This is a genomic window from Sphingopyxis jiangsuensis (genome assembly GCF_016734905.1).
GTDB classification, from domain to species: domain Bacteria; phylum Pseudomonadota; class Alphaproteobacteria; order Sphingomonadales; family Sphingomonadaceae; genus Sphingopyxis; species Sphingopyxis jiangsuensis.
The window spans coordinates 1,109,909-1,127,127 of record NZ_JAERPO010000001.1 but is presented as its reverse complement, the minus strand read 5'-3'; the positions used below and the strand labels follow the sequence as shown (position 1 = coordinate 1,127,127).

The window sequence follows — 17,219 nt, the reverse complement described above, 5'->3', positions numbered from 1 at the left end:
AGAGCAAAGTCAGGAGCCTGCGCAGATATACAAGGAGCGGTACATGAACGGTGACGAAGAATATGTTTACGACGAAGAGAGTGGCGAGTGGGTGGCGGCTTCCGAACTGGTCCGGCTCCGTGAAGCCGCCAGTCATGTCGATGTGCGCGATGCCGCAGGCAACCTCCTCGCCGACGGCGATAGCGTCGTTCTTGTCAAGGATCTCGCGGTCAAGGGCGCAGGCAGAACCCTCAAGGTCGGAACGGTGATCAAGTCAATCCGGTTGACCGGCGATCCGCAGGAGATTGATTGCCGACACGAAAGCATCCGGGGGCTCGTTTTGCGTGCCGAGTTCGTCCGAAAACGTTGAACCTCCGGCGGGCGCCGCGCGCCTTCTACCCCGCATCGAACCGGTTCGCCCTTTCCTTCATGCCTCCGCTGATCGTCGCCGGACGGGCCACCAGCATATAGCTGGATGCACCCAACCTTCGGAACACAGGGAACGCGCCGCTGCGCACAAAACGGCGCTCCTGTTCGCGCGCCGACCCGCCGCAACATCTTGACGATGTCCAATGCTCGCGTCGCTGCGGGATCGGACGCGGCTCCGCGAGACGCTACGCAATAAGTCGGCATGAAAGGTCATCGCGCTGTGCCTTAAGCCCACCATTACTTCCGATCTGAAGCCGCCTAACCCTCCTCCACGATCCTAGGGCTGTGTCTCTTGAATTCTCAGCGGGATTTTCAGGTAATGGACGCCATTGTTTTCGGCTTCGGGGAAGCGCCCCGCGCGAATATTGACCTGGATTGAAGGCAGGAGGAGCTTCGGAGCCGCAAGCGTTGCGTCGCGTGCCTCGCGCATGGCGGAAAATTCATCTTCCGAAACGGATTCATGGACGTGGACGTTGCTGTTTCGCTGTTCGGCAACGGTCGTCTCCCAGCGATATTCATCGCGCCCCGGAGCCTTGTAATCGTGACACATGAAGAGCCGTGTCTCCGGCGGCAGTTTAAGAAGGCGGCGAATGGAGCGATAAAGTGTTCGTGCGTCGCCGCCCGGGAAATCGGCACGCGCCGATCCATAGTCAGGCATGAACAGCGTATCGCCGACGAAGGCTGCATCCTCGACGCGATAGGCGACATCTGCGGGCGTGTGTCCGGGAACATGCATGACCTCAAACGTCAGTTCGCCGACCTTGAACCGGTCGCCATCGGCGAACAGCCGGTCGAAGTCCGAGCCGTCGGGCGTCATATCGTCAAGGCCGAACATAGGACCGAAGATCTTCTGAACATCGCGGATATGCTCTCCGATGGCAATGTCCGCGCCCGTCTTTGCCTTGATATAGGGCGCAGCCGACAGATGGTCGGCATGGGCATGGGTTTCGAGGATCAGGACGATCCGCCACCCCTCATCGGCCGCGGCCTGGAGAATGCGATCGGCAGATCCGAATTTGGCCGCGCCACTGGCGAGGTCGAAATCGAGAACCGGATCGATAACCGCCGCCTCCTTACTGGCCGGGTCGGCGACGAGATAGCTGATCGTATTGGTCGCCTCGTCGAAAAATGGTGTGATGACGGCTTTGGCTTGCATCATGATCTCCTTATCCTTGACAATATATTAGAAGTATCTAAATTAGCAATACCTGATGAAAGGAATTGCGATGCTGCGCTCACCGATGAACCTCGCAAACTTCGAGGCGAAGGCTGCAAAGGTCGCCGACCTGCTGAAGGCGATGGGTAATGCGCGCCGCCTGATGCTGCTCTGCAAGCTCGTCGAACATGGCGAAGTGGCTGTCGGGGGCCTCGCGCACGATGTGGGCTTGTCGCAATCGGCATGTTCGCAGCACCTCGCCCGGATGCGCGACGAAGGACTGGTGGCCTTCCGACGCGAAGGCCAGACGCTCTGGTACAGGATTGCCGATCCCAACGCCGAGGCGCTGCTCGCGACACTCTACAAACTTTATTGCAAGGATTGATTCAATGTCCCTACCGATCATCGACGCTGATAAAGCACGAGAGCTTGTCGATCGCGGCGCGACCCTTGTCGACATTCGCGAGCCCGATGAATATGCGCGCGAGCATATCCCCGGGGCGAGGAATGTTCCGGTCGGCCGTCTCGGGGATCTTCCACCAGGCTCGCTGGTCTTTCACTGTCGCTCGGGCGCACGAACGTCGGCCAACCAAAACATTCTTTTCAGCGCTTCGCGCGGCGCGCCGTGTCACATCCTTGGCGGCGGGCTCGATGCATGGCGGCGTGCGGGTCTGCCGCTTCGTCTCGATCGGCGGCAGCCGCTTGAAATCATGCGCCAGGTCCAGCTCGTCGCGGGCGGCCTGGTGTTGGCCGGAATTGCGCTCGGCCTGACCGTGTCCCCGGCCTTTCTCGGGATTTCAGCCTTTGTGGGGGGCGGACTGATGGCGGCTGGCGCGACGGGATGGTGCGGTATGGCGCTGCTGCTTGGCCACATGCCGTGGAACCGTGCTGCGCGTTCCGGCTGAATATCGTGTCGCTTGCCGATATTCTGCCGGTCGTCGCTTCGGGGGCACTGATCGGCCTCGTGCTCGGGCTCGTGGGCGGCGGCGGATCGATCCTCGCGGTCCCGCTTCTCATTTATGTCGTCGGCGTCGATTCGACCCATGAAGCGATCGGGACCGCGGCGGTCGCTGTCGCGGTCAATGCTCTCGCCGGACTCGGCGGTCATGCACGCAGGGGCAATGTCAAATGGCCCTGTGCTTTCACTTTCGCTCTGGCTGGCGTCGTCGGTGCCGCGATCGGGGCAGAATTGGGAAAATCCGTCGACGGTGCGAGGTTATTGTTTCTGTTCGGTCTGTTGATGGTCGGTGTCGGGCTTTCCATGCTGCGCAAGCGCAAGAGGCCCGACGATCCGGGGGTGCGTCTCACGCGACGCAGCGCCCCCCATTTGCTTCCACGTCTCGTGCCGATCGGCTTCGGTGTTGGCCTGGGGGCTGGATTTTTCGGAATTGGTGGCGGATTTCTGATCGTGCCCGGCCTGATGGCAGCGACCGCGATGCCGATTGTCGCGGCCGTCGGGACTTCGCTGTTTGTCGTCGCCGCGCTCGGGACAACGACCGCGATATCCTATGCACTATCGGGGCTCGTCGACTGGGCACTCGTCGGATTGCTGATGGCTGGCGGAGCGGCGGGTGCCGTTTCGGGGATCGCGATCGGGCGCATTATGGCGGAACGCAAGTCGTTGCTCGAAAGACTCTTCGCTGTCCTCGTGATATCTGTCGGCATCTACATCCTGATCGGGGGCGCCTGAGCAGGGGGGGGCGCGAGCTGGGGCGAGGCTTCGAATTTGGCGGGGGATGACGCATGGCGGCGCGCTTGGTCGAGATTTTCTTGCCCGACGAGCAAATTGGAGAGCTCGAACTGGTGCTCGGACGCCATAGCCGGCGCTATTGGCGGGAGACGGTGCCGGGCGGCCAGGAGAAATTTAGCTGCATCGTCCAGCAGCGATATGCTGAGCGCCTGCTTGAGGACCTTTCCTCGAAATTCGGCGATATGCCTGACTTTACAGCCTATGTGTCGCAGCTTGAGGCGGTGTTGCCGCCGGTTGTCGAAAACGCGGAGACCGAATTGCCCGCGCAGGGTGCGCTGCGACCTCCGACTGCCCTCGAGCGTTTCTTCAGCCGCGACCGGATCAGCACCGATGAGCTATACGACGATATCGAAGAAAGCCTTCACGTCACGCCAAGCTATCTTCTGACCGTCGTGCTGTCGTCGACCATTGCGGCGCTGGGCATGCGCAGCGGGCAGACCGCGGTCGTGATCGGCGCGATGATCATCGCGCCGCTCCTCGGGCCGACGATGGGCGTCGCGCTCGCTGCGACCGTCGGTAATGGCAATCTCGGACGAAAGGCAGCAGCGACGTTGCTCGTCGGCTCGATATGCGCGGTCATGGCAGGATTTGTTGTCGGATTGAGCGTTTCGATCGACCCGCTCGTCGATGAATTGCGTAACCGCACGATCGTGCAGCCCGCCGATATCGTCCTCGCGCTTGCTTGCGGTGCCGCCGGAGTCCTCGCTTTCAGCCGCGGAGCCTCGCTTACGCTGGTCGGGGTGATGATCGCCGTCGCGCTCGTTCCACCGCTAGCCGCCACCGGCATCTTTCTCGGGATCGGCGAGCCTGTTGTCGCAGGCAACGCGCTTTTCCTGTTCGCGGTCAATCTCGTCTGCGTGAATGTCGCCGGAATCGTGATGTTTCTCGTACAGGGCCTCCCGCCCAAGAGTTGGCGGATGACCGGCGGCGTTCTGGGGCTCTGGGGTCTTGTCCTCTTCGCACTCGCGTCATTTGCAGCGGGCCGACTGATTTTCGGCCTGGGATCGATTGAAATGGTCGGGCGATATCTATTGGGCGGTCTTTGAGCCGTTGGGCTCAACGGGCTACACGGCCGCGCCACCGAAATCGCTCACAAGAAAAGATGCCGCGACGCCAACCATGATGAGGGCAAGCAGCCACCGTAACATGACAAGATGGCGCGGGTGCGAAAAATAGGCTCGCGCCTTGCTGGCAGCGAAGACGACCGCAAAATGGATGGTCGTTGCGATTGCCGCACTCGTTGCTGCCAGCGTGAGGGCATTGACTGGATTTAATGGCTCGCCGCCTAGAAAGCGCGGAACCATGACAAGGAAGAAGAGGTAGGATTTCGGATTGAGCAGATTGATCATCATTCCTGTCGCGAATGCGCGCCGCAGCGAATGGTGACGCTCGGGAAGGTCCATATTGCTTGCCGCGCTCCGCCACGTGTCGAATGCCAGCCACAGCATCAGGGCGGCGCCCGCGACGCGCAGCACCTTTTGCAGCATCGGGATCGTCTCGAGCAGGAGAGCCAGGCCCAGCGCCGCAAGCAGCGCGTTAACAAGCAATCCCAGTGCTACGCCGGCGACGGCTGCGGTTCCGCTACGCCGGCCTTCGGCGGCCGCAAGTCCAGCGAGCCAGGCCATATTGGGGCCTGGCGTGAGTTCGATCAAAAGGACCGCTAACGCAAAGCCGAGAAGGTCCAAAACCGCCGATCCTTTCGCGCCTTGATGGCGGTGCTCGAAACCGTCCGCCCATATCCTTCAGTGCATAATGCAATTTGAACGCGGTCAATGATTGGGAGGGGCCCCTGCTATTGTGCAGGAATATGCAGGAGATGGTCGATGCGCAACATTCTGGTTCATGCTGACGAGGATCCAGGGCTCGTGGCCCGGATCGAAAGCGTACTCGAAATCGGGCGGCGAAACCGTTCGCACCTCAGTGTGCTGGTCGCGACGCCTTATCGGCATTTCGTTGCCATGGACCCGTTCGGAGGCGCTTATCTGCTTAGGGACCGGATCGAAGAGGCACTGCGGAGCGCGGCGGTGGCCGCAAGCCCGCCGCGCGGACGCGCCAAGGCGAAATGACCATTGCCGCCGAGATCGATGCGCTGATCCGGCGCCTCGAGGCGTCGCGATTTGCAATGGTTGCATCACGGACCGGCTTAATCTGTTGGTTCGCTCGCAGGATAATGTCGTGACGCGCGGTCTCGGCAGCGTGCGCGGTTACGCCCGCGAGAAACGGTCGTGCGGGTTATGCAACGTGGTCAAGATGTCGATATCGCATTAGCGCTGGCGCCATAGGCGAACGCGCGTTTTCCGAGGCGGCGCCAATGCGTCAGATGCTGCTCGCGCGCTTCGCCGCGCCATGTCGCGGCGGCTTCGACGAGCAGCCCGAGAATGACCGCGCGGTCGTCGCCGGCGAGTTCGACGAGGTCACGCCCGCCAACAACGCTGCCGCGGCCTTCGAGGAACTGCGCAGCGAGATATCACTCCTTCAAGCCGCGATCGAAGGGCTTGCCGCTGCGAAGGGGAAGCTCCCCGACTACTCACCTACGCTTCGCACCATCGAGGCGCGCCTCGATCGAATCGATCAGCAAATCAAAAGCATCCACGGCAAGCTGGCTATGTGGCTCCCACCAATGACCTTAGCTGCCGAAAACGACCAGGCATCGCGATCCTGTGGTGCCGAGGATCGCAAATCCGTTGGCGAGGCTCGCGAGGCACTCGCAAGGGAACTTGGCAGCGTCGAGGGCATGATGAAGCAACGTCGGTCGAACCGACGAACAGGGCCGGTGGGTGATTTTGGCGGCTACCGGCAGTTTCTTGGCAGGAATGTTTGTGGCACTCGTTGGAGTGGCCATTCGGCCTTTAACGGCAATGCTACAGCTGCTCAGCAGCGATTGGCCCGTTCACTGGAATTTGGAAGTATGGCGGCAAGGCGGCCCAGGAGCGTGTTTTACCGGCCGTCGGGGTGGAAGCGACAAGTCGGCACGCGTCCGTCGCTTCTGGCAATTTTGCCGCCACATCACCCCGCGATTGGAGGCACTATTCGGCGCGGTGAGTGCTGTACTCCACAAGCCGCTAACCCCAAAAATAACAAAAGAAAAGTAACCGAATCTGGTGGCGAATTCGCATTGAAATCAGACGCGAATTCTCATAGACCGCCAATGCCGAAGCAGCTCTCCCATAGGCTGATTCGAAAATAGTAATCGGTGTGTGGAGAATATCATGAATCTGATCAAGAAAGTCGCGCTGTCGATTGCGGCGACCTCGTTGATTGCGGCGCCTGTCGTGGCGTCGGCTGCCCCCGCAGTGAACGGCGCTCGTGCGCTCGCAGCAGTTGACGGTGAGAGCGAGCTGGAAGGCAGCAGCTGGATCATCGCAATCATCGCTCTCGCTGCGATCGTGGGTGGCATCATCATTGCGTCGGACAATGACGACGACGCTCCGACCAGCCCGTAATTTCCGGCTGATTGGTACTTTTGAAGGGGCTCCGGAGTTCATCCGGGGCCCTTTTTCGTTGGTGGTCATTGTTGGATGTTTGGCATATCTGAAGTTCGGGGGCCGACAATCTGATGAGTGAGCAGTGGTAAAGCTGCCCCTCCAAAGGATCCTTGCGCAATTGGACCAATCCCATGCCGGAGCATCTTGACGAAAAGCATTGGGTCACGGTTGGCAACCATGCATCGGTGATCCCGCCGTCACGGCTCTCGAAACGGCAGCAAAGGGCCTTGCCAGCATTGCGGGTAGCTCGCAGCGGATGAGCAACGGTCCCTTCGGATTACCGCAGCGGCATCCTCAGGAAGGCGCTCGATCCAAGCGCAAAGGCCGCTGAAAAGTCATAAAACGTTATATATTACAGATAGTTGGCGGAGCGGGAGGGATTCGAACCCTCGATACGGTTTTGCCGTATACTCACTTTCCAGGCGAGCGCCTTCGACCACTCGGCCACCGCTCCGCATAGGCACCCGGTCATTTCGTGCGAAGCACGGAGCGTGAATCGGGTGCCGAACCAATTCGCACTGGAAGGCGCGCCCTAATCGCTCGGAGGGGCTTTCGCAAGCCGGTTGGCGGTGGCAGACAGGCGCGATGAGACAATTGCTCCTTGCCGCCGCTGCGGTTTCGCTCGTCCTTCCCGTCCATGCTCCGCTCCTCGCCGACGAAGCGGCATCGTCGCCGGGGCAGATCGTCGATGCTGCTCCCGCCGATGACTGGATTGCGATCGCGCCGTCCGACCTGCTGGTGATGGACCTGGCGGCGGACGCCATTGGCAACCCGCGTCGCGTCGTCATCCAGCTGATGCCGGCGCCGTTCAGCCAGGGCTGGATCGACAATATCCGCAAGCTCGCCGCCGCGCACTGGTGGGACGGGACGAGCGTCAATCGCGTGCAGGACAATTATGTCGTGCAGTGGGGCGATGCGACCGAGGAAAAGGCGCTGCCGGAGGGTTTGGTGACAGTGCCAGAGAGAAAATATGAAGCGCCGTTCGAGGATGATTTGCAGGCTGCATTGCGCGCGAAATTGAAGTCTGAGGAGGCGGAACTGCTAGCTGCCTTCCGTCAACCGCGAGACAAGAAGATTCGGGCGATTCAGTTGGCAATCCCTCGCGATCCATTCGCCGAAGAGACGATCGTTTTTCGCGGCTGGCCGATTGCCGTTGATCGTCAGGATCAGTCCGCGTGGCCCATCCACTGCTATGCCATGGTCGGCGTCGGCCGCAATCTGTCACCCGACACGGGTACGGGGGCCGAGCTTTACACGGTGATCGGTCACGCGCCGCGGCACCTCGATCGCAATATCGCGCTCGTCGGACGGGTGATCAGCGGCATCGAACATTTGTCGAGCCTGCCGCGCGGGACGGGAGCGCTTGGCTTTTACGAAGACGCGGCCCAACGCGTTCCTATCGTGTCGGTTCGTCTCGCGAGCGAATTGACCGGTGGCGACCGCCTGCACTTCGAATATCTGTCGACCGAAAGCGACAGTTTCGCGCGTTACGCCGACGCCCGCGCGAACCGCCGCGACCCCTTTTTCATCCGGCCCGCCGGCGGCGCCGACATTTGCAACATTCCCGTCCCGGTGCGACCGGTTGCTGCGGAGTAATCGGCTGTGGAGGATTTCACCATCGCCACGCCGCTGTGGCGCTGGCAGTCGGCGACCGCGCCGGGAGCCTGGCATTTTCTGACCATTGCGGGAGACGCAGCCGACGGCATACGTCTCGCCGCCATGTCGGGCCAATGGCTCGACGGGAGGGGCGGCTTCGGGTCGGCCAAGGTGCGCGCGGCGATCGGCGACACGGTGTGGAACACATCGGTCTTTCCGCACAAGGAAAGCGGCGGATGGCTGCTCCCGATAAAGGCGGCGGTGCGCAAGGCCGAAGCGCTGGCCGATGGCGATATGGTGACGGTTACGATCAGTCTTTAGGCGGTTCCGGCGTCCGCGAATCGCGCGCCTGCGCCTTGCGCTTGCGCAAGTTCGCGCGCAGCGCCTCGGCGAGGCGGCGTTCGCGTTCGAGGTCGGCGGGGGAGGGCGGCTTGCTCACGTCCCGCGCATTCGTCCGAATTCGGCGCCCCGTCAAGCCTCGCACCTTGACAGGCGAGGGTCGCCCCGCCATAGGCCGCGCCTGCCCCGCACACATCGGTCGCGGGCGTCCCGGACGCTGCTGTAGCTCAGTGGTAGAGCGCACCCTTGGTAAGGGTGAGGTCGAGAGTTCAATCCTCTCCAGCAGCACCATTTTCCGTCAGATGCGCGCGGCGAGCAGCCAGTCGTGGAACAGCTTTACCGCCGGCTGGCGCAGCGCGCGCGGGCGGCAGACGAACCAATAGCTGTACGGGCTGTCGACGTCGAAATCGAACAGGCGGACGAGGCGCGGGTCGTGCGCGTCGTCGAAGTGGTGGCCGTGCATGAAGGCGACCCCGATCCCCTGCGCTGCGGCTTCGAGCATCAGCGGCCCCGAATCGAAGAAGTCGATTCCGGCAGGCTCGAGATAGGGCATGCCGATCGCCTTTTTCCACTCGCTGAAGGTTTCGGGCATTTCGCGGTGGAGCAGGATGGTCAATCGCTGCAATTGTTCGGGAACCGCGATCACCCGGTCGCCGTCGGTCAGCGTTCTGGAGGCGATAGGGAACACCTTGTCCTGGTCGAGCCGCGCGGCATAGAGCGCGGGGTCGATCGAACGCGCGAGCGCGATGGCGACGTCGATGCCGTCGCCGAGGCGCGCCTCGGCGTGCGACATGGTGTCGATATCGATATGTAGCTCGGGATGCTCGCGCCTTAGTTCGGGCAGGCGCGGGAAGAGCCGCTGCTGCGCGAACAGCGGCAGCACGTTGAGGTGCAGGCGCAGCGACGCGTCAGGGCTGCCGACGCGGGCGATCGCGGCGCGCAATTCGTCGAGGATCGGCGACAGCTGATCCTGCAACTCGCGCCCGGTCTCGGTCAGCTTGAGCCCGTGATGATGGCGGTTGAACAGCGGCCGGCCGACGGCATGTTCGAGCGTCTGGATGCGGCGCGACAGTGCGGGCATCGACAGGCCGAGCTCGCTCGCGGCAGCTTTCACCGTGCCGTGGCGGGCGACCTCGAGGAAGGCCTCCATGCTGCTCAGGGGAGGAAGGCGTGGCATAAGTATCTCTGCCTAATGATGACATGGGGCGCGGTGACAAGCCAGAATTATTGTGCACTGCGGCATAAATTGGCGCTTGGTGCGGGGTCGCATTTCGGGAACCCGCTTCCTATCTTCCGCATTCTGACCATTTTGCAGGAGAAACGGCGTGGCCGAAGCAGCGGCAAAAGAGAAGACCGTCAAACTGCAGGTCGCGAATGCGCGCGCCGAGGAAAGCGGCGGCGGCATCGCGCGCATTCCACGCTCGGCGATGGCCGAACTCGGCGTTACCGAAGGTGACGTCATCCAGATCAGCGGCAAGCGGCAGACCGCCTCGCGCGTCGTTGCGCCCTATAGCGAAGACGAAGGTCTCGAGGTCGTCCGCCTCGACGGACTCCAGCGGGCCAATGCGGGCGCGGGCGCGGGCGATATGGTGACGCTGAGCCGCGTCGAAACGCGCCCCGCGACGCGCGTCGTCTTTGCCCCAGCGCAGGAGAATCTCCGCCTCCAGGGGTCGGCGCTCGCGCTCAAGCGCAGCTTTTTCGGGCGGCCGCTCGTCGCGGGCGATACGGTAGCGACGGCGGGGCAGCAGCGGCTTCCCGCGGGCGACATGCCGCCGCAGCTCCGCCAGATGCTCAACGCGCCAGCCTACGCGCTTGCCGAGGTGCGTCTGATCGTCGTCTCGGCCGTGCCGAAGGGCGTCGTCTTCATCGACGAGAATACCGAAGTCGAACTGCTCGCCGAATATCAGGAACCGCACGATGCGCGGCGCACCGACGTCACCTATGACGATCTTGGCGGGCTTGGCGAGACGATCGACCAGCTGCGCGAGATGGTTGAGTTGCCGCTGCGCTATCCCGAGTTGTTCCGCCGCCTCGGCGTCGACCCGCCGCGCGGCGTGCTGCTCCACGGCCCGCCGGGAACGGGCAAGACGCGCCTCGCGCGCGCCGTCGCGAACGAGAGCGAAGCGCAATTCTTCCTGATCAACGGGCCGGAGATCATGGGCAGCGCCTATGGCGAGTCCGAGAAGCGGCTGCGCGACATTTTCGAGGCGGCGGCGAAGGCCGCGCCCTCGATCCTCTTCATCGACGAGATTGATTCGATCGCGCCGAAGCGCGGGCAGGTGACGGGCGAGGCCGAGAAGCGCCTTGTCGCGCAGCTCCTCACGTTGATGGACGGACTCGAGCCGCGAACCAATCTGGTTGTTATTGCGGCCACAAACCGTCCCGATGCGGTCGACGAGGCGTTGCGGCGTCCGGGCCGCTTTGACCGCGAGATCGTCATCGGCGTTCCCGACGAGAGCGGGCGGCGCGAGATATTGGGCATCCACACGCGCGGCATGCCTCTCGCCGACGATGTCGACCTCGCCGAGCTCTCCCGTACGACCTTCGGCTTTGTCGGCGCCGATATGGCGGCGCTGACGCGCGAGGCGGCGATTGAGGCGGTGCGCCGCATCATGCCGAAGATCAACCTCGAGGAAGGCACGATTCCGCCCGAGGTGCTCGACGAGGTACGCGTCACGCGCGACGATTTTCTGGGGGCTTTGAAGCGTGTCCAGCCGTCGGCGATGCGCGAGGTGATGGTGCAGGCGCCCAAGACGCGGTGGAGCGACATCGGCGGGCTCGATGCGGCGCGCGAGAAGCTGATCGAGGGAATCGAGCTGCCGCTCAAAAATCCCGAGGCCTTCCGGAGACTGGGTATCCGTCCCGCCAAGGGCTTCCTGCTCTATGGTCCGCCGGGAACGGGCAAGACCTTGCTCGCCAAGGCGGCGGCGCGCGAATCCGATGCCAATTTCATCGCGATCAAATCGTCGGACCTCTTGTCGAAATGGTATGGCGAGAGCGAGCAGCAGATCGCGCGGCTGTTCGCGCGTGCGCGCGCCGTCGCGCCGACGATTGTGTTCATCGACGAACTCGACAGCCTCGTCCCCGCGCGCGGCAGCGGCACGTCGGGCGAGCCGCAGGTCACGGAGCGCGTCGTCAACACGATCCTCGCCGAGATGGACGGGATCGAGGAGATGCAGTCGGTCGTCGTCATCGGCGCGACCAATCGCCCGAATCTCATCGATCCGGCGCTGCTGCGTCCGGGGCGGCTCGACGAGCTCATCTATGTGTCGGTCCCCGATGCCGAAGGGCGCAGGCGCATCCTCGAGATCCATACGAAACGGATGCCGCTCGCCGAAAATGTCGACCTCGACGCGCTCGCGAAGCGCGCCGACCGCTTCACCGGCGCCGACCTCGAGGATCTGGTGCGCAGGGCCGGGCTTGCCGCGCTCAAGCGGTCGCTCGACAGCGACCTCGTGACGATGGACGACTTCGACGCGGCGATGAAGGACACGCGCGCCTCGGTGACCGAGGCGATGGAGCGCGACTATGAAAAAATCCAGGGCGAGATCAAGCAGAATGCCATGAGCGTCGATCCGATCGGTTTCTTCGCGCCCGGGATGCTCAAGCCCGTGCGCGATTCAAAACATGGCGAGGATCCGAAGGCCTAGCGCGGCGTCTCCGCGGGCGCGGGTGCGTCGGTGCGCAGCGCCGACCACCCCCACAGCACGAGGATCGCGCAGAATCCGGCCATCAGTCCGTATGCGACCATCGCGTGCCAATTGTAGAGCAGCACGCCGATCGCCGGCGAGACGATATAGGCCGACCCGTTGATCGACGCGGTCATGCCCGCGACCGCGCCCTGGTCGCGGCGCGGTACCGCGAGCGACGCGCCCGCGGTAAAGCCCGGGCGGAAGAGGCCGAAACCGAGCGAGGCGAGCGCAAAGCCGATGATGATCGCGTGCAGCCCCTCGGCAAGCCCCGTCATCAGCGTCCCGGCCGCGCCGAGCGCCGCGCCGACGAGCACCGCGGTGCGCGGCGTCAGCTTGAGCAGCGGGATGAGCCCCCATTGCGCGAGCAAGGTCGCAAAGGCACCCGCCATCATCACGATGCCGGTCATCGCCGCGCCTTCGTCGGGGTCGCTGCGCAGCGCGAGCCGGTCGAGGATCAGGAAGCCGATGACGCCGAGCATCATCGCCTGTGCCTGTCCGCCGAGCAGTCCGGCAACGAGCCACGGCCGTGGGCGGCGGTCCGACCAGCGGAGCGGCGGCTGGGGGTCGGCGCCCTCGGCTTCCTCGCCTTCCTCGTCGTCGCTGCGTGACGTGTCCGAAAGGCCCGCGGTGGGGTAGGGCGCGATTGCCCCGCGCGCGGCGAAGCGCGGCGTATCGCTCGGAAGCCGCCAGCGCAGCATCACGAGCACGAAAATCCCGATCAGCGCGAAGACGAGCAGCGGCCCCGACAGGCCGACAAAGGGCAGGATGAAGAAGGGCGCAACCGCAGGACCAATCACGGTGCCGAGCCCGAAGGAGGAGGAGACGAGCGACAGCGCCTGCGTGCGCTCCTCGGGATCGGTGCGCGCCGCGACATAGGCCTGCACCGCCGGCGGGGCGGCCGAGCCGAGCGCGCCGTACAGGCTGCGGAACAGCGCGAAGAGAAGGAAGGTCGCCCCCGCGGCGAGCCAGCCCGACAGCCCGGCCCACAGGATCAGCCCGCACAGTGCCATCGACGAGAGAAATCCGGTGATGCCGAGCGCCATCAGTGCCTTGCGTCCGCGCTTGTCCGACTGGCGCGCCCAATGCGGGGCGGTCAGCACCCAGAGCAGCGCCGACCAGCTGAAGGCGAGGCTGACCCAGACATCGGGGATATGGAGCTTGGCGCCGATCGCGGGGAGGATCGATTGCATCGCGGTATTGCCTGCCGCCGCGACCAGCATGATCGCGAACAGCACCGCCATGCGGTCGGCAGGGATCGCGCGCGATAATGTCGCCATGTCGCGCTCCTCCTCTTCGTGCGCCGCGCGCCCTCCCTACAACGGCGCGCCCGTCTGTCCACCGCGAAACGTGACTCTTTCCTTGCGCTTGCCCGCCGCATTTGCCACGCTTTTGGGAACGCCAACAACGCGAAAGCCATCATGACCAATCCGCGGGCGCAGGCCCAAGCATCGAAAGTCGCGCTGTCCCGCCGGATGCGCGAGCGGCTCAGACGGTTTTTCGGACCGTGGGGCATGTTCGTGAAAGGCTTTATCAAGCATCCGGTGATGGTCGGCTCGATCGTGCCTTCGTCCCCGACCCTGATCCGCCACATGCTGCGCCCCGTCGACTGGAAACGGACGAAGCTCTTCGTAGAATATGGCCCGGGCGTCGGCACTTTCTGCCGCCCGATCCTCGAGCATCTGCCGGGCGACGCGACGCTGATCGCGATCGATACCAACGAGGATTTCATCGACTATCTGCGCAAGGATATCCGCGACAGCCGCTTCATCGCGGTCAACGGGTCGGCGGCCGATGTCGAGGCGATCATCGCGGCGCACGGGTTCGATCATGCCGATTATGTCGTCTCGGGCCTGCCCTTTTCGACGCTTCCCGCGGGTGTCGGTCCTGCGATCGCCGCAGCGACGCACCGCGTGCTGCGTCCCGGCGGCGCTTTCCTCGTCTATCAATTTCGTGCCCGCGCGCGCGATTATCTCGCGCGCCATTTCGAGCGCATCGACAACGCGTTCGAATGGGTCAATGTGCCGCCCTGCTACCTCTTTTGGGGCTGGAAAGACTAGGATTCACTCGACATCGAGGTCGGGTTCAGCGAGCCCGAAGTTGAGCCGCCGCGACACGGTATAATCGACCGCGCCGACAACGAACCATGCAAGCGTCCAGCGCAGCCGGGTGAGCCACGAAGCGCTCGCCTTATGGCCTTCGCGCGTCACGACGCGCGATTCGGGCTGCATCCGCGCGACGAAATCGCGCATCGTTGCGGCGAAACCGGCGTCGGCGATGCGCAACATCGCCTCGACATTGACGAACAGGCTGCGGACGTCGAAATTGGCGGTCCCGATATAGACGACATCGTCGATGACGATCAGCTTCATATGCAGGCGGCATGGCCGATATTCCCACACTTCGGCGCGCTTGCGGAGCAAATAGCCGTAGAGCAGGCGCGAGGCGCCGATCGTCGCCGCATTGTCGGACTTGCCCGCCATGACGAAGCGCGCACGCCCGCGCGCCGCGACGCGGCCGAGCCGGCGGAGCATGCCTTGCCCCGGCGAGAAATAGGCCATCACCATGTCGACCGTACGCGCGGCGTCGAGGTCGCGGCGCACCGCCCGCGCCCAGGGCGACAGCCGCTGCGTCGGGCCGCCGACGAGCCACTCGACCGGCGTATCGTCGACGGGCCATTCGCGGATTATGCGCCGGAGCATCAGCAACTTGCCGTCATGGTTCACCGTATAGTCGTGGACCGCGTCGAACCACCGTGCAATCCGCGCCACCGCCGGTCCACGAACCGAAAGGCCGAGATCGAACCAGCACCGGCTGTCATGCTCCGACAGATAGGCATCGGCGATATTGAAGCCGCCCGTGAGTGCGACCTCTTCGTCGACGAGTATGAGCTTCTGGTGATTGCGGACCAGATAGCTTGAGCGCCAGCGGCGCGAAAAGAAGGTCACGCTTCCCCCCGCTTCGCGCAGCGGCGCAAAAACATGGTCCGACAGGTCGGCGGAGCCGAAGCTGTCGATGATCATCCGCACGCGCACACCGCGCCGGGCGGCGGCAACGAGCGCGTCCAGAACGCGCGTGCCTGCGCCGTCGGCCTCGAAAATATACATGATGATGGCGATGCTGCGCGTCGCGCCCGCCAGCATCGCGAGCAGGCGTTCGCGCCGCACATCGCCGTCGACGATGACCTCGAGGTCGTGCCCTGCCACCTTTGCGCTTATCACCTCGGTCTCGCTGGCGGGGCGGAGGGGGTCGGTCATGCGCTGCTCATAGGCTGCGCGCGCCGCCTGCCGCAAGCCGGGGGTTCGATTGACATTGGCGCCCCTCCCTGCTAGCGCGCAGCGCTTGCCGCCACGCCTCTGGCTAGCCTCTCCTCAATCCAAGGAATTATCATGGCCCGCGTTACCGTCGAAGATTGTGTCGACAAGGTTCCCAACCGTTTTGACCTGGTTCTGCTGTCGGCGCACCGCGCCCGCGAAATCTCGGGTGGTTCGGAACTGACGGTCGACCGCGACCGCGACAAGAATCCGGTCGTCGCGCTGCGCGAAATCGCCGAGCAGACGATTCGTCCTGCCGAACTTCAGGACACGCTCGTCGGGTCGATGCAGAAGGTGGTCGTCGACGATGACGATACTCCCGACGAAATCAGCTCGATCTCGCGTTCGGCCGAGGCGCTCCGCCTGACCGCGGCGGCTCCGCCGCGCAGCCCCGCGGGCGGCGGGGGCGATTTCGACTGATCGTCGAAGCCGAGCAACAATCGCCAAGGGGGCCGCGGGAAACCGCGGCCCTTCTTGCTTCAGACGAGATGCGCCAGTCGCGCGATCCGAATGGTGTTCGACGCCAGCAACGGCGCGACGATCGTTGCCATCCGTGCGGCGCGTGGCGAACCGGCCTCGATATTGAACAGGCTGTTGGCGATGACGTCGGCGATCTGCACGCCTTCGGACCGGCGGCTGTCGGCAAGCGAGGCCTTGCCCCATCCCGCAAGCCCTTTCTGGATCGTCGCGCGCACGCGTTCGAGGATCGCCGGGTCGTAGCGCCCGTCGTCGATCACGACGTCGGTGCAGACACCGCCGGTCTCGGGGAGCCAGCTTGCGATCGCGAGGTCGAGCAGCGCGGCATAGATCGCAAGATCGGTTGGCGGCGCGCCGCCGCTTTCCGCTTCGAGTTCGCTGCGCCGCGCCACTGCGACCCATGCGCGGCCACCTGCGCGGTCGAAGAGTTCGAGCAGATAGGCGCGTTCGGTGAGGCTGATCCGGCTGCCCTTGAGCTCGCCGCGCAGCCCGGTCACCGCGCGAAAGCGTTCGTGGATCGCCGCGGCCGTCTCGGGGGTCAGCATTACGGCGGCAAAGGTCATGGCCCCCGCGTTGAACCCGCCCGATTCGTCGCAATAGATTGTCATTGACCCGCGATCATTGCGCGGCGGGACAGGGGTAACGCTTTTTCATCAGCGCCTCGAATGCCGAATAGACGCTGACCGAGCGTCGCGCCGCGGGCGGATAGCTGCGCAGATGCCCCAGCCATTCCTCGGGCGTCAGCGAACCCGATTCGGGCGGGCAGCTCGTCGTCGGGCGTCCGGCGCGCCGCTGCGCGTCGATCCGCGTCTTGTAACGATGGCCTGCGGCGATGACCTCATTCTTCAGCCGCACGCCATCGGGCGTGGCGATGGCGAGCGGGCCGAGCCGGGAGATCGAGTCGGCGCGCGCGAGAAAGGCGGCGATGCTCATGTCGCCGGGGGTCATCGCGGTAAGCGTGACGCCCGCGCCGAGGGCAAGGAGGGCCGAAGCCATGCGCGCCTT

Annotated in this window: 22 protein-coding genes and 2 tRNA genes; 14 read left to right on the top strand and 10 right to left on the bottom strand. The window is 64.0% G+C overall.

Translation table 11 applies throughout. From position 1 onward, the window contains the following. Positions 1-43 precede the first annotated feature (43 nt). A complete protein-coding gene (locus JI743_RS05455) occupies positions 44-349 on the top strand; it encodes an alkylphosphonate utilization protein (RefSeq protein WP_201926669.1) in 306 nt (101 codons plus the stop codon). Positions 350-685: 336 nt separating this feature from the next. On the opposite strand, the gene JI743_RS05450 is transcribed toward JI743_RS05455, so the two are convergent. Continuing rightward, entirely contained in the window at positions 686-1,564 is an 879-nt protein-coding gene (locus tag JI743_RS05450) for an MBL fold metallo-hydrolase (RefSeq protein ID WP_201926667.1), read from the bottom strand. 85 nt (positions 1,565-1,649) lie between these two features. Here JI743_RS05450 and JI743_RS05445 point away from each other — a divergent pair, with 85 nt between their 5' ends. Genes JI743_RS05445 through JI743_RS05430 form a run of 4 tightly spaced genes read left to right on the top strand, consistent with a single transcriptional unit; the run spans position 1,650 to position 4,360 of the window. Beyond that, entirely contained in the window at positions 1,650-1,949 is a 300-nt protein-coding gene (locus JI743_RS05445; protein WP_227339904.1) for an ArsR/SmtB family transcription factor, read from the top strand. A gap of 4 nt (positions 1,950-1,953) precedes the next feature. Next, the gene (locus JI743_RS05440; protein ID WP_201926663.1) at positions 1,954-2,469 is read left to right on the top strand and encodes a rhodanese family protein; all 516 of its coding nucleotides are present in this window, start codon (positions 1,954-1,956) and stop codon (positions 2,467-2,469) included. Next, on the top strand, positions 2,442-3,254 hold the full coding sequence (locus JI743_RS05435; protein WP_330901958.1) for a sulfite exporter TauE/SafE family protein: 813 nt from the start codon (positions 2,442-2,444) through the stop codon (positions 3,252-3,254). The genes JI743_RS05440 and JI743_RS05435 overlap by 28 nt, the downstream gene beginning before the upstream one ends. Before the next feature lie 53 nt (positions 3,255-3,307). After that, positions 3,308-4,360 (top strand): TIGR00341 family protein, encoded by a 1,053-nt coding sequence (locus JI743_RS05430; RefSeq protein WP_201926659.1) that lies wholly within the window; start codon positions 3,308-3,310, stop codon positions 4,358-4,360. 18 nt (positions 4,361-4,378) lie between these two features. On the opposite strand, the gene JI743_RS05425 is transcribed toward JI743_RS05430, so the two are convergent. Next, positions 4,379-4,966, bottom strand: coding sequence for a LysE family translocator (locus JI743_RS05425; RefSeq protein WP_269090299.1), 588 nt, complete (start codon positions 4,964-4,966; stop codon positions 4,379-4,381). Positions 4,967-5,137: 171 nt separating this feature from the next. Here JI743_RS05425 and JI743_RS05420 point away from each other — a divergent pair, with 171 nt between their 5' ends. Continuing rightward, complete coding sequence (locus JI743_RS05420; protein WP_201926657.1) at positions 5,138-5,380, top strand: hypothetical protein; 243 nt, start codon at positions 5,138-5,140, stop codon at positions 5,378-5,380. A gap of 179 nt (positions 5,381-5,559) precedes the next feature. Here the strand turns inward: JI743_RS05420 and JI743_RS05415 are convergent, their stop codons facing one another. Further along, complete coding sequence (locus JI743_RS05415) at positions 5,560-5,685, bottom strand: hypothetical protein (protein WP_314817355.1); 126 nt, start codon at positions 5,683-5,685, stop codon at positions 5,560-5,562. On the opposite strand from JI743_RS05415, the gene JI743_RS15320 reads away from it, so the two are divergent. Both JI743_RS15320 and JI743_RS05410 read left to right on the top strand, forming a co-directional pair. After that, positions 5,626-6,501, top strand: coding sequence for a hypothetical protein (locus JI743_RS15320; protein ID WP_314817056.1), 876 nt, complete (start codon positions 5,626-5,628; stop codon positions 6,499-6,501). The genes JI743_RS05415 and JI743_RS15320 overlap by 60 nt on opposite strands. A gap of 22 nt (positions 6,502-6,523) precedes the next feature. Then, complete coding sequence (locus JI743_RS05410) at positions 6,524-6,757, top strand: hypothetical protein (RefSeq protein WP_201926655.1); 234 nt, start codon at positions 6,524-6,526, stop codon at positions 6,755-6,757. Between the two features lie 405 nt (positions 6,758-7,162). On the opposite strand, the gene JI743_RS05405 is transcribed toward JI743_RS05410, so the two are convergent. Continuing rightward, positions 7,163-7,253, bottom strand: a tRNA-Ser gene (locus JI743_RS05405). Positions 7,254-7,384: 131 nt separating this feature from the next. On the opposite strand from JI743_RS05405, the gene JI743_RS05400 reads away from it, so the two are divergent. Both JI743_RS05400 and JI743_RS05395 read left to right on the top strand, forming a co-directional pair. Further along, a complete protein-coding gene (locus tag JI743_RS05400) occupies positions 7,385-8,395 on the top strand; it encodes a peptidylprolyl isomerase (RefSeq protein ID WP_201926653.1) in 1,011 nt (336 codons plus the stop codon). Positions 8,396-8,401: 6 nt separating this feature from the next. Continuing rightward, positions 8,402-8,716 carry a DUF1905 domain-containing protein gene (locus tag JI743_RS05395; RefSeq protein ID WP_201926651.1) on the top strand — a complete coding sequence of 105 codons (315 nt, stop codon included), beginning with the start codon at positions 8,402-8,404 and terminating at the stop codon, positions 8,714-8,716. Here JI743_RS05395 and JI743_RS15275 read toward each other — a convergent pair. Continuing rightward, the gene (locus JI743_RS15275) at positions 8,706-8,834 is read right to left on the bottom strand and encodes a hypothetical protein (RefSeq protein ID WP_269090309.1); all 129 of its coding nucleotides are present in this window, start codon (positions 8,832-8,834) and stop codon (positions 8,706-8,708) included. The genes JI743_RS05395 and JI743_RS15275 overlap by 11 nt on opposite strands. 116 nt (positions 8,835-8,950) lie before the next feature. Between JI743_RS15275 and JI743_RS05390 the strand changes: the two genes are divergently transcribed. Then, positions 8,951-9,025: transfer RNA gene (locus tag JI743_RS05390), tRNA-Thr, on the top strand. Positions 9,026-9,032: 7 nt separating this feature from the next. Here the strand turns inward: JI743_RS05390 and JI743_RS05385 are convergent. Next, a complete protein-coding gene (locus tag JI743_RS05385; RefSeq protein WP_201926649.1) occupies positions 9,033-9,911 on the bottom strand; it encodes a LysR substrate-binding domain-containing protein in 879 nt (292 codons plus the stop codon). Between the two features lie 148 nt (positions 9,912-10,059). Here JI743_RS05385 and JI743_RS05380 point away from each other — a divergent pair, with 148 nt between their 5' ends. Next, positions 10,060-12,384 carry a CDC48 family AAA ATPase gene (locus JI743_RS05380; RefSeq protein ID WP_201926647.1) on the top strand — a complete coding sequence of 775 codons (2,325 nt, stop codon included), beginning with the start codon at positions 10,060-10,062 and terminating at the stop codon, positions 12,382-12,384. Here JI743_RS05380 and JI743_RS05375 read toward each other — a convergent pair. Further along, the gene (locus JI743_RS05375) at positions 12,381-13,703 is read right to left on the bottom strand and encodes an MFS transporter (RefSeq protein WP_201926645.1); all 1,323 of its coding nucleotides are present in this window, start codon (positions 13,701-13,703) and stop codon (positions 12,381-12,383) included. The two genes, JI743_RS05380 and JI743_RS05375, sit on opposite strands and share 4 nt — an antisense overlap. A gap of 141 nt (positions 13,704-13,844) precedes the next feature. Here JI743_RS05375 and JI743_RS05370 point away from each other — a divergent pair, with 141 nt between their 5' ends. Next, positions 13,845-14,483 (top strand): class I SAM-dependent methyltransferase, encoded by a 639-nt coding sequence (locus JI743_RS05370; protein WP_201926643.1) that lies wholly within the window; start codon positions 13,845-13,847, stop codon positions 14,481-14,483. Positions 14,484-14,486: 3 nt separating this feature from the next. Here the strand turns inward: JI743_RS05370 and JI743_RS05365 are convergent, their stop codons facing one another. Further along, entirely contained in the window at positions 14,487-15,680 is a 1,194-nt protein-coding gene (locus JI743_RS05365; protein ID WP_201926640.1) for a phospholipase D-like domain-containing protein, read from the bottom strand. 132 nt (positions 15,681-15,812) lie between these two features. Between JI743_RS05365 and rpoZ the strand changes: the two genes are divergently transcribed. Continuing rightward, complete coding sequence (rpoZ, locus tag JI743_RS05360; protein ID WP_201926638.1) at positions 15,813-16,157, top strand: DNA-directed RNA polymerase subunit omega; 345 nt, start codon at positions 15,813-15,815, stop codon at positions 16,155-16,157. Positions 16,158-16,216: 59 nt separating this feature from the next. On the opposite strand, the gene JI743_RS05355 is transcribed toward rpoZ, so the two are convergent. Continuing rightward, complete coding sequence (locus JI743_RS05355) at positions 16,217-16,822, bottom strand: DUF3800 domain-containing protein (RefSeq protein WP_201926636.1); 606 nt, start codon at positions 16,820-16,822, stop codon at positions 16,217-16,219. 10 nt (positions 16,823-16,832) lie between these two features. Further along, a complete protein-coding gene (locus tag JI743_RS05350; protein ID WP_227339894.1) occupies positions 16,833-17,210 on the bottom strand; it encodes a hypothetical protein in 378 nt (125 codons plus the stop codon). Between the last annotated feature and the right edge of the window lie 9 nt (positions 17,211-17,219).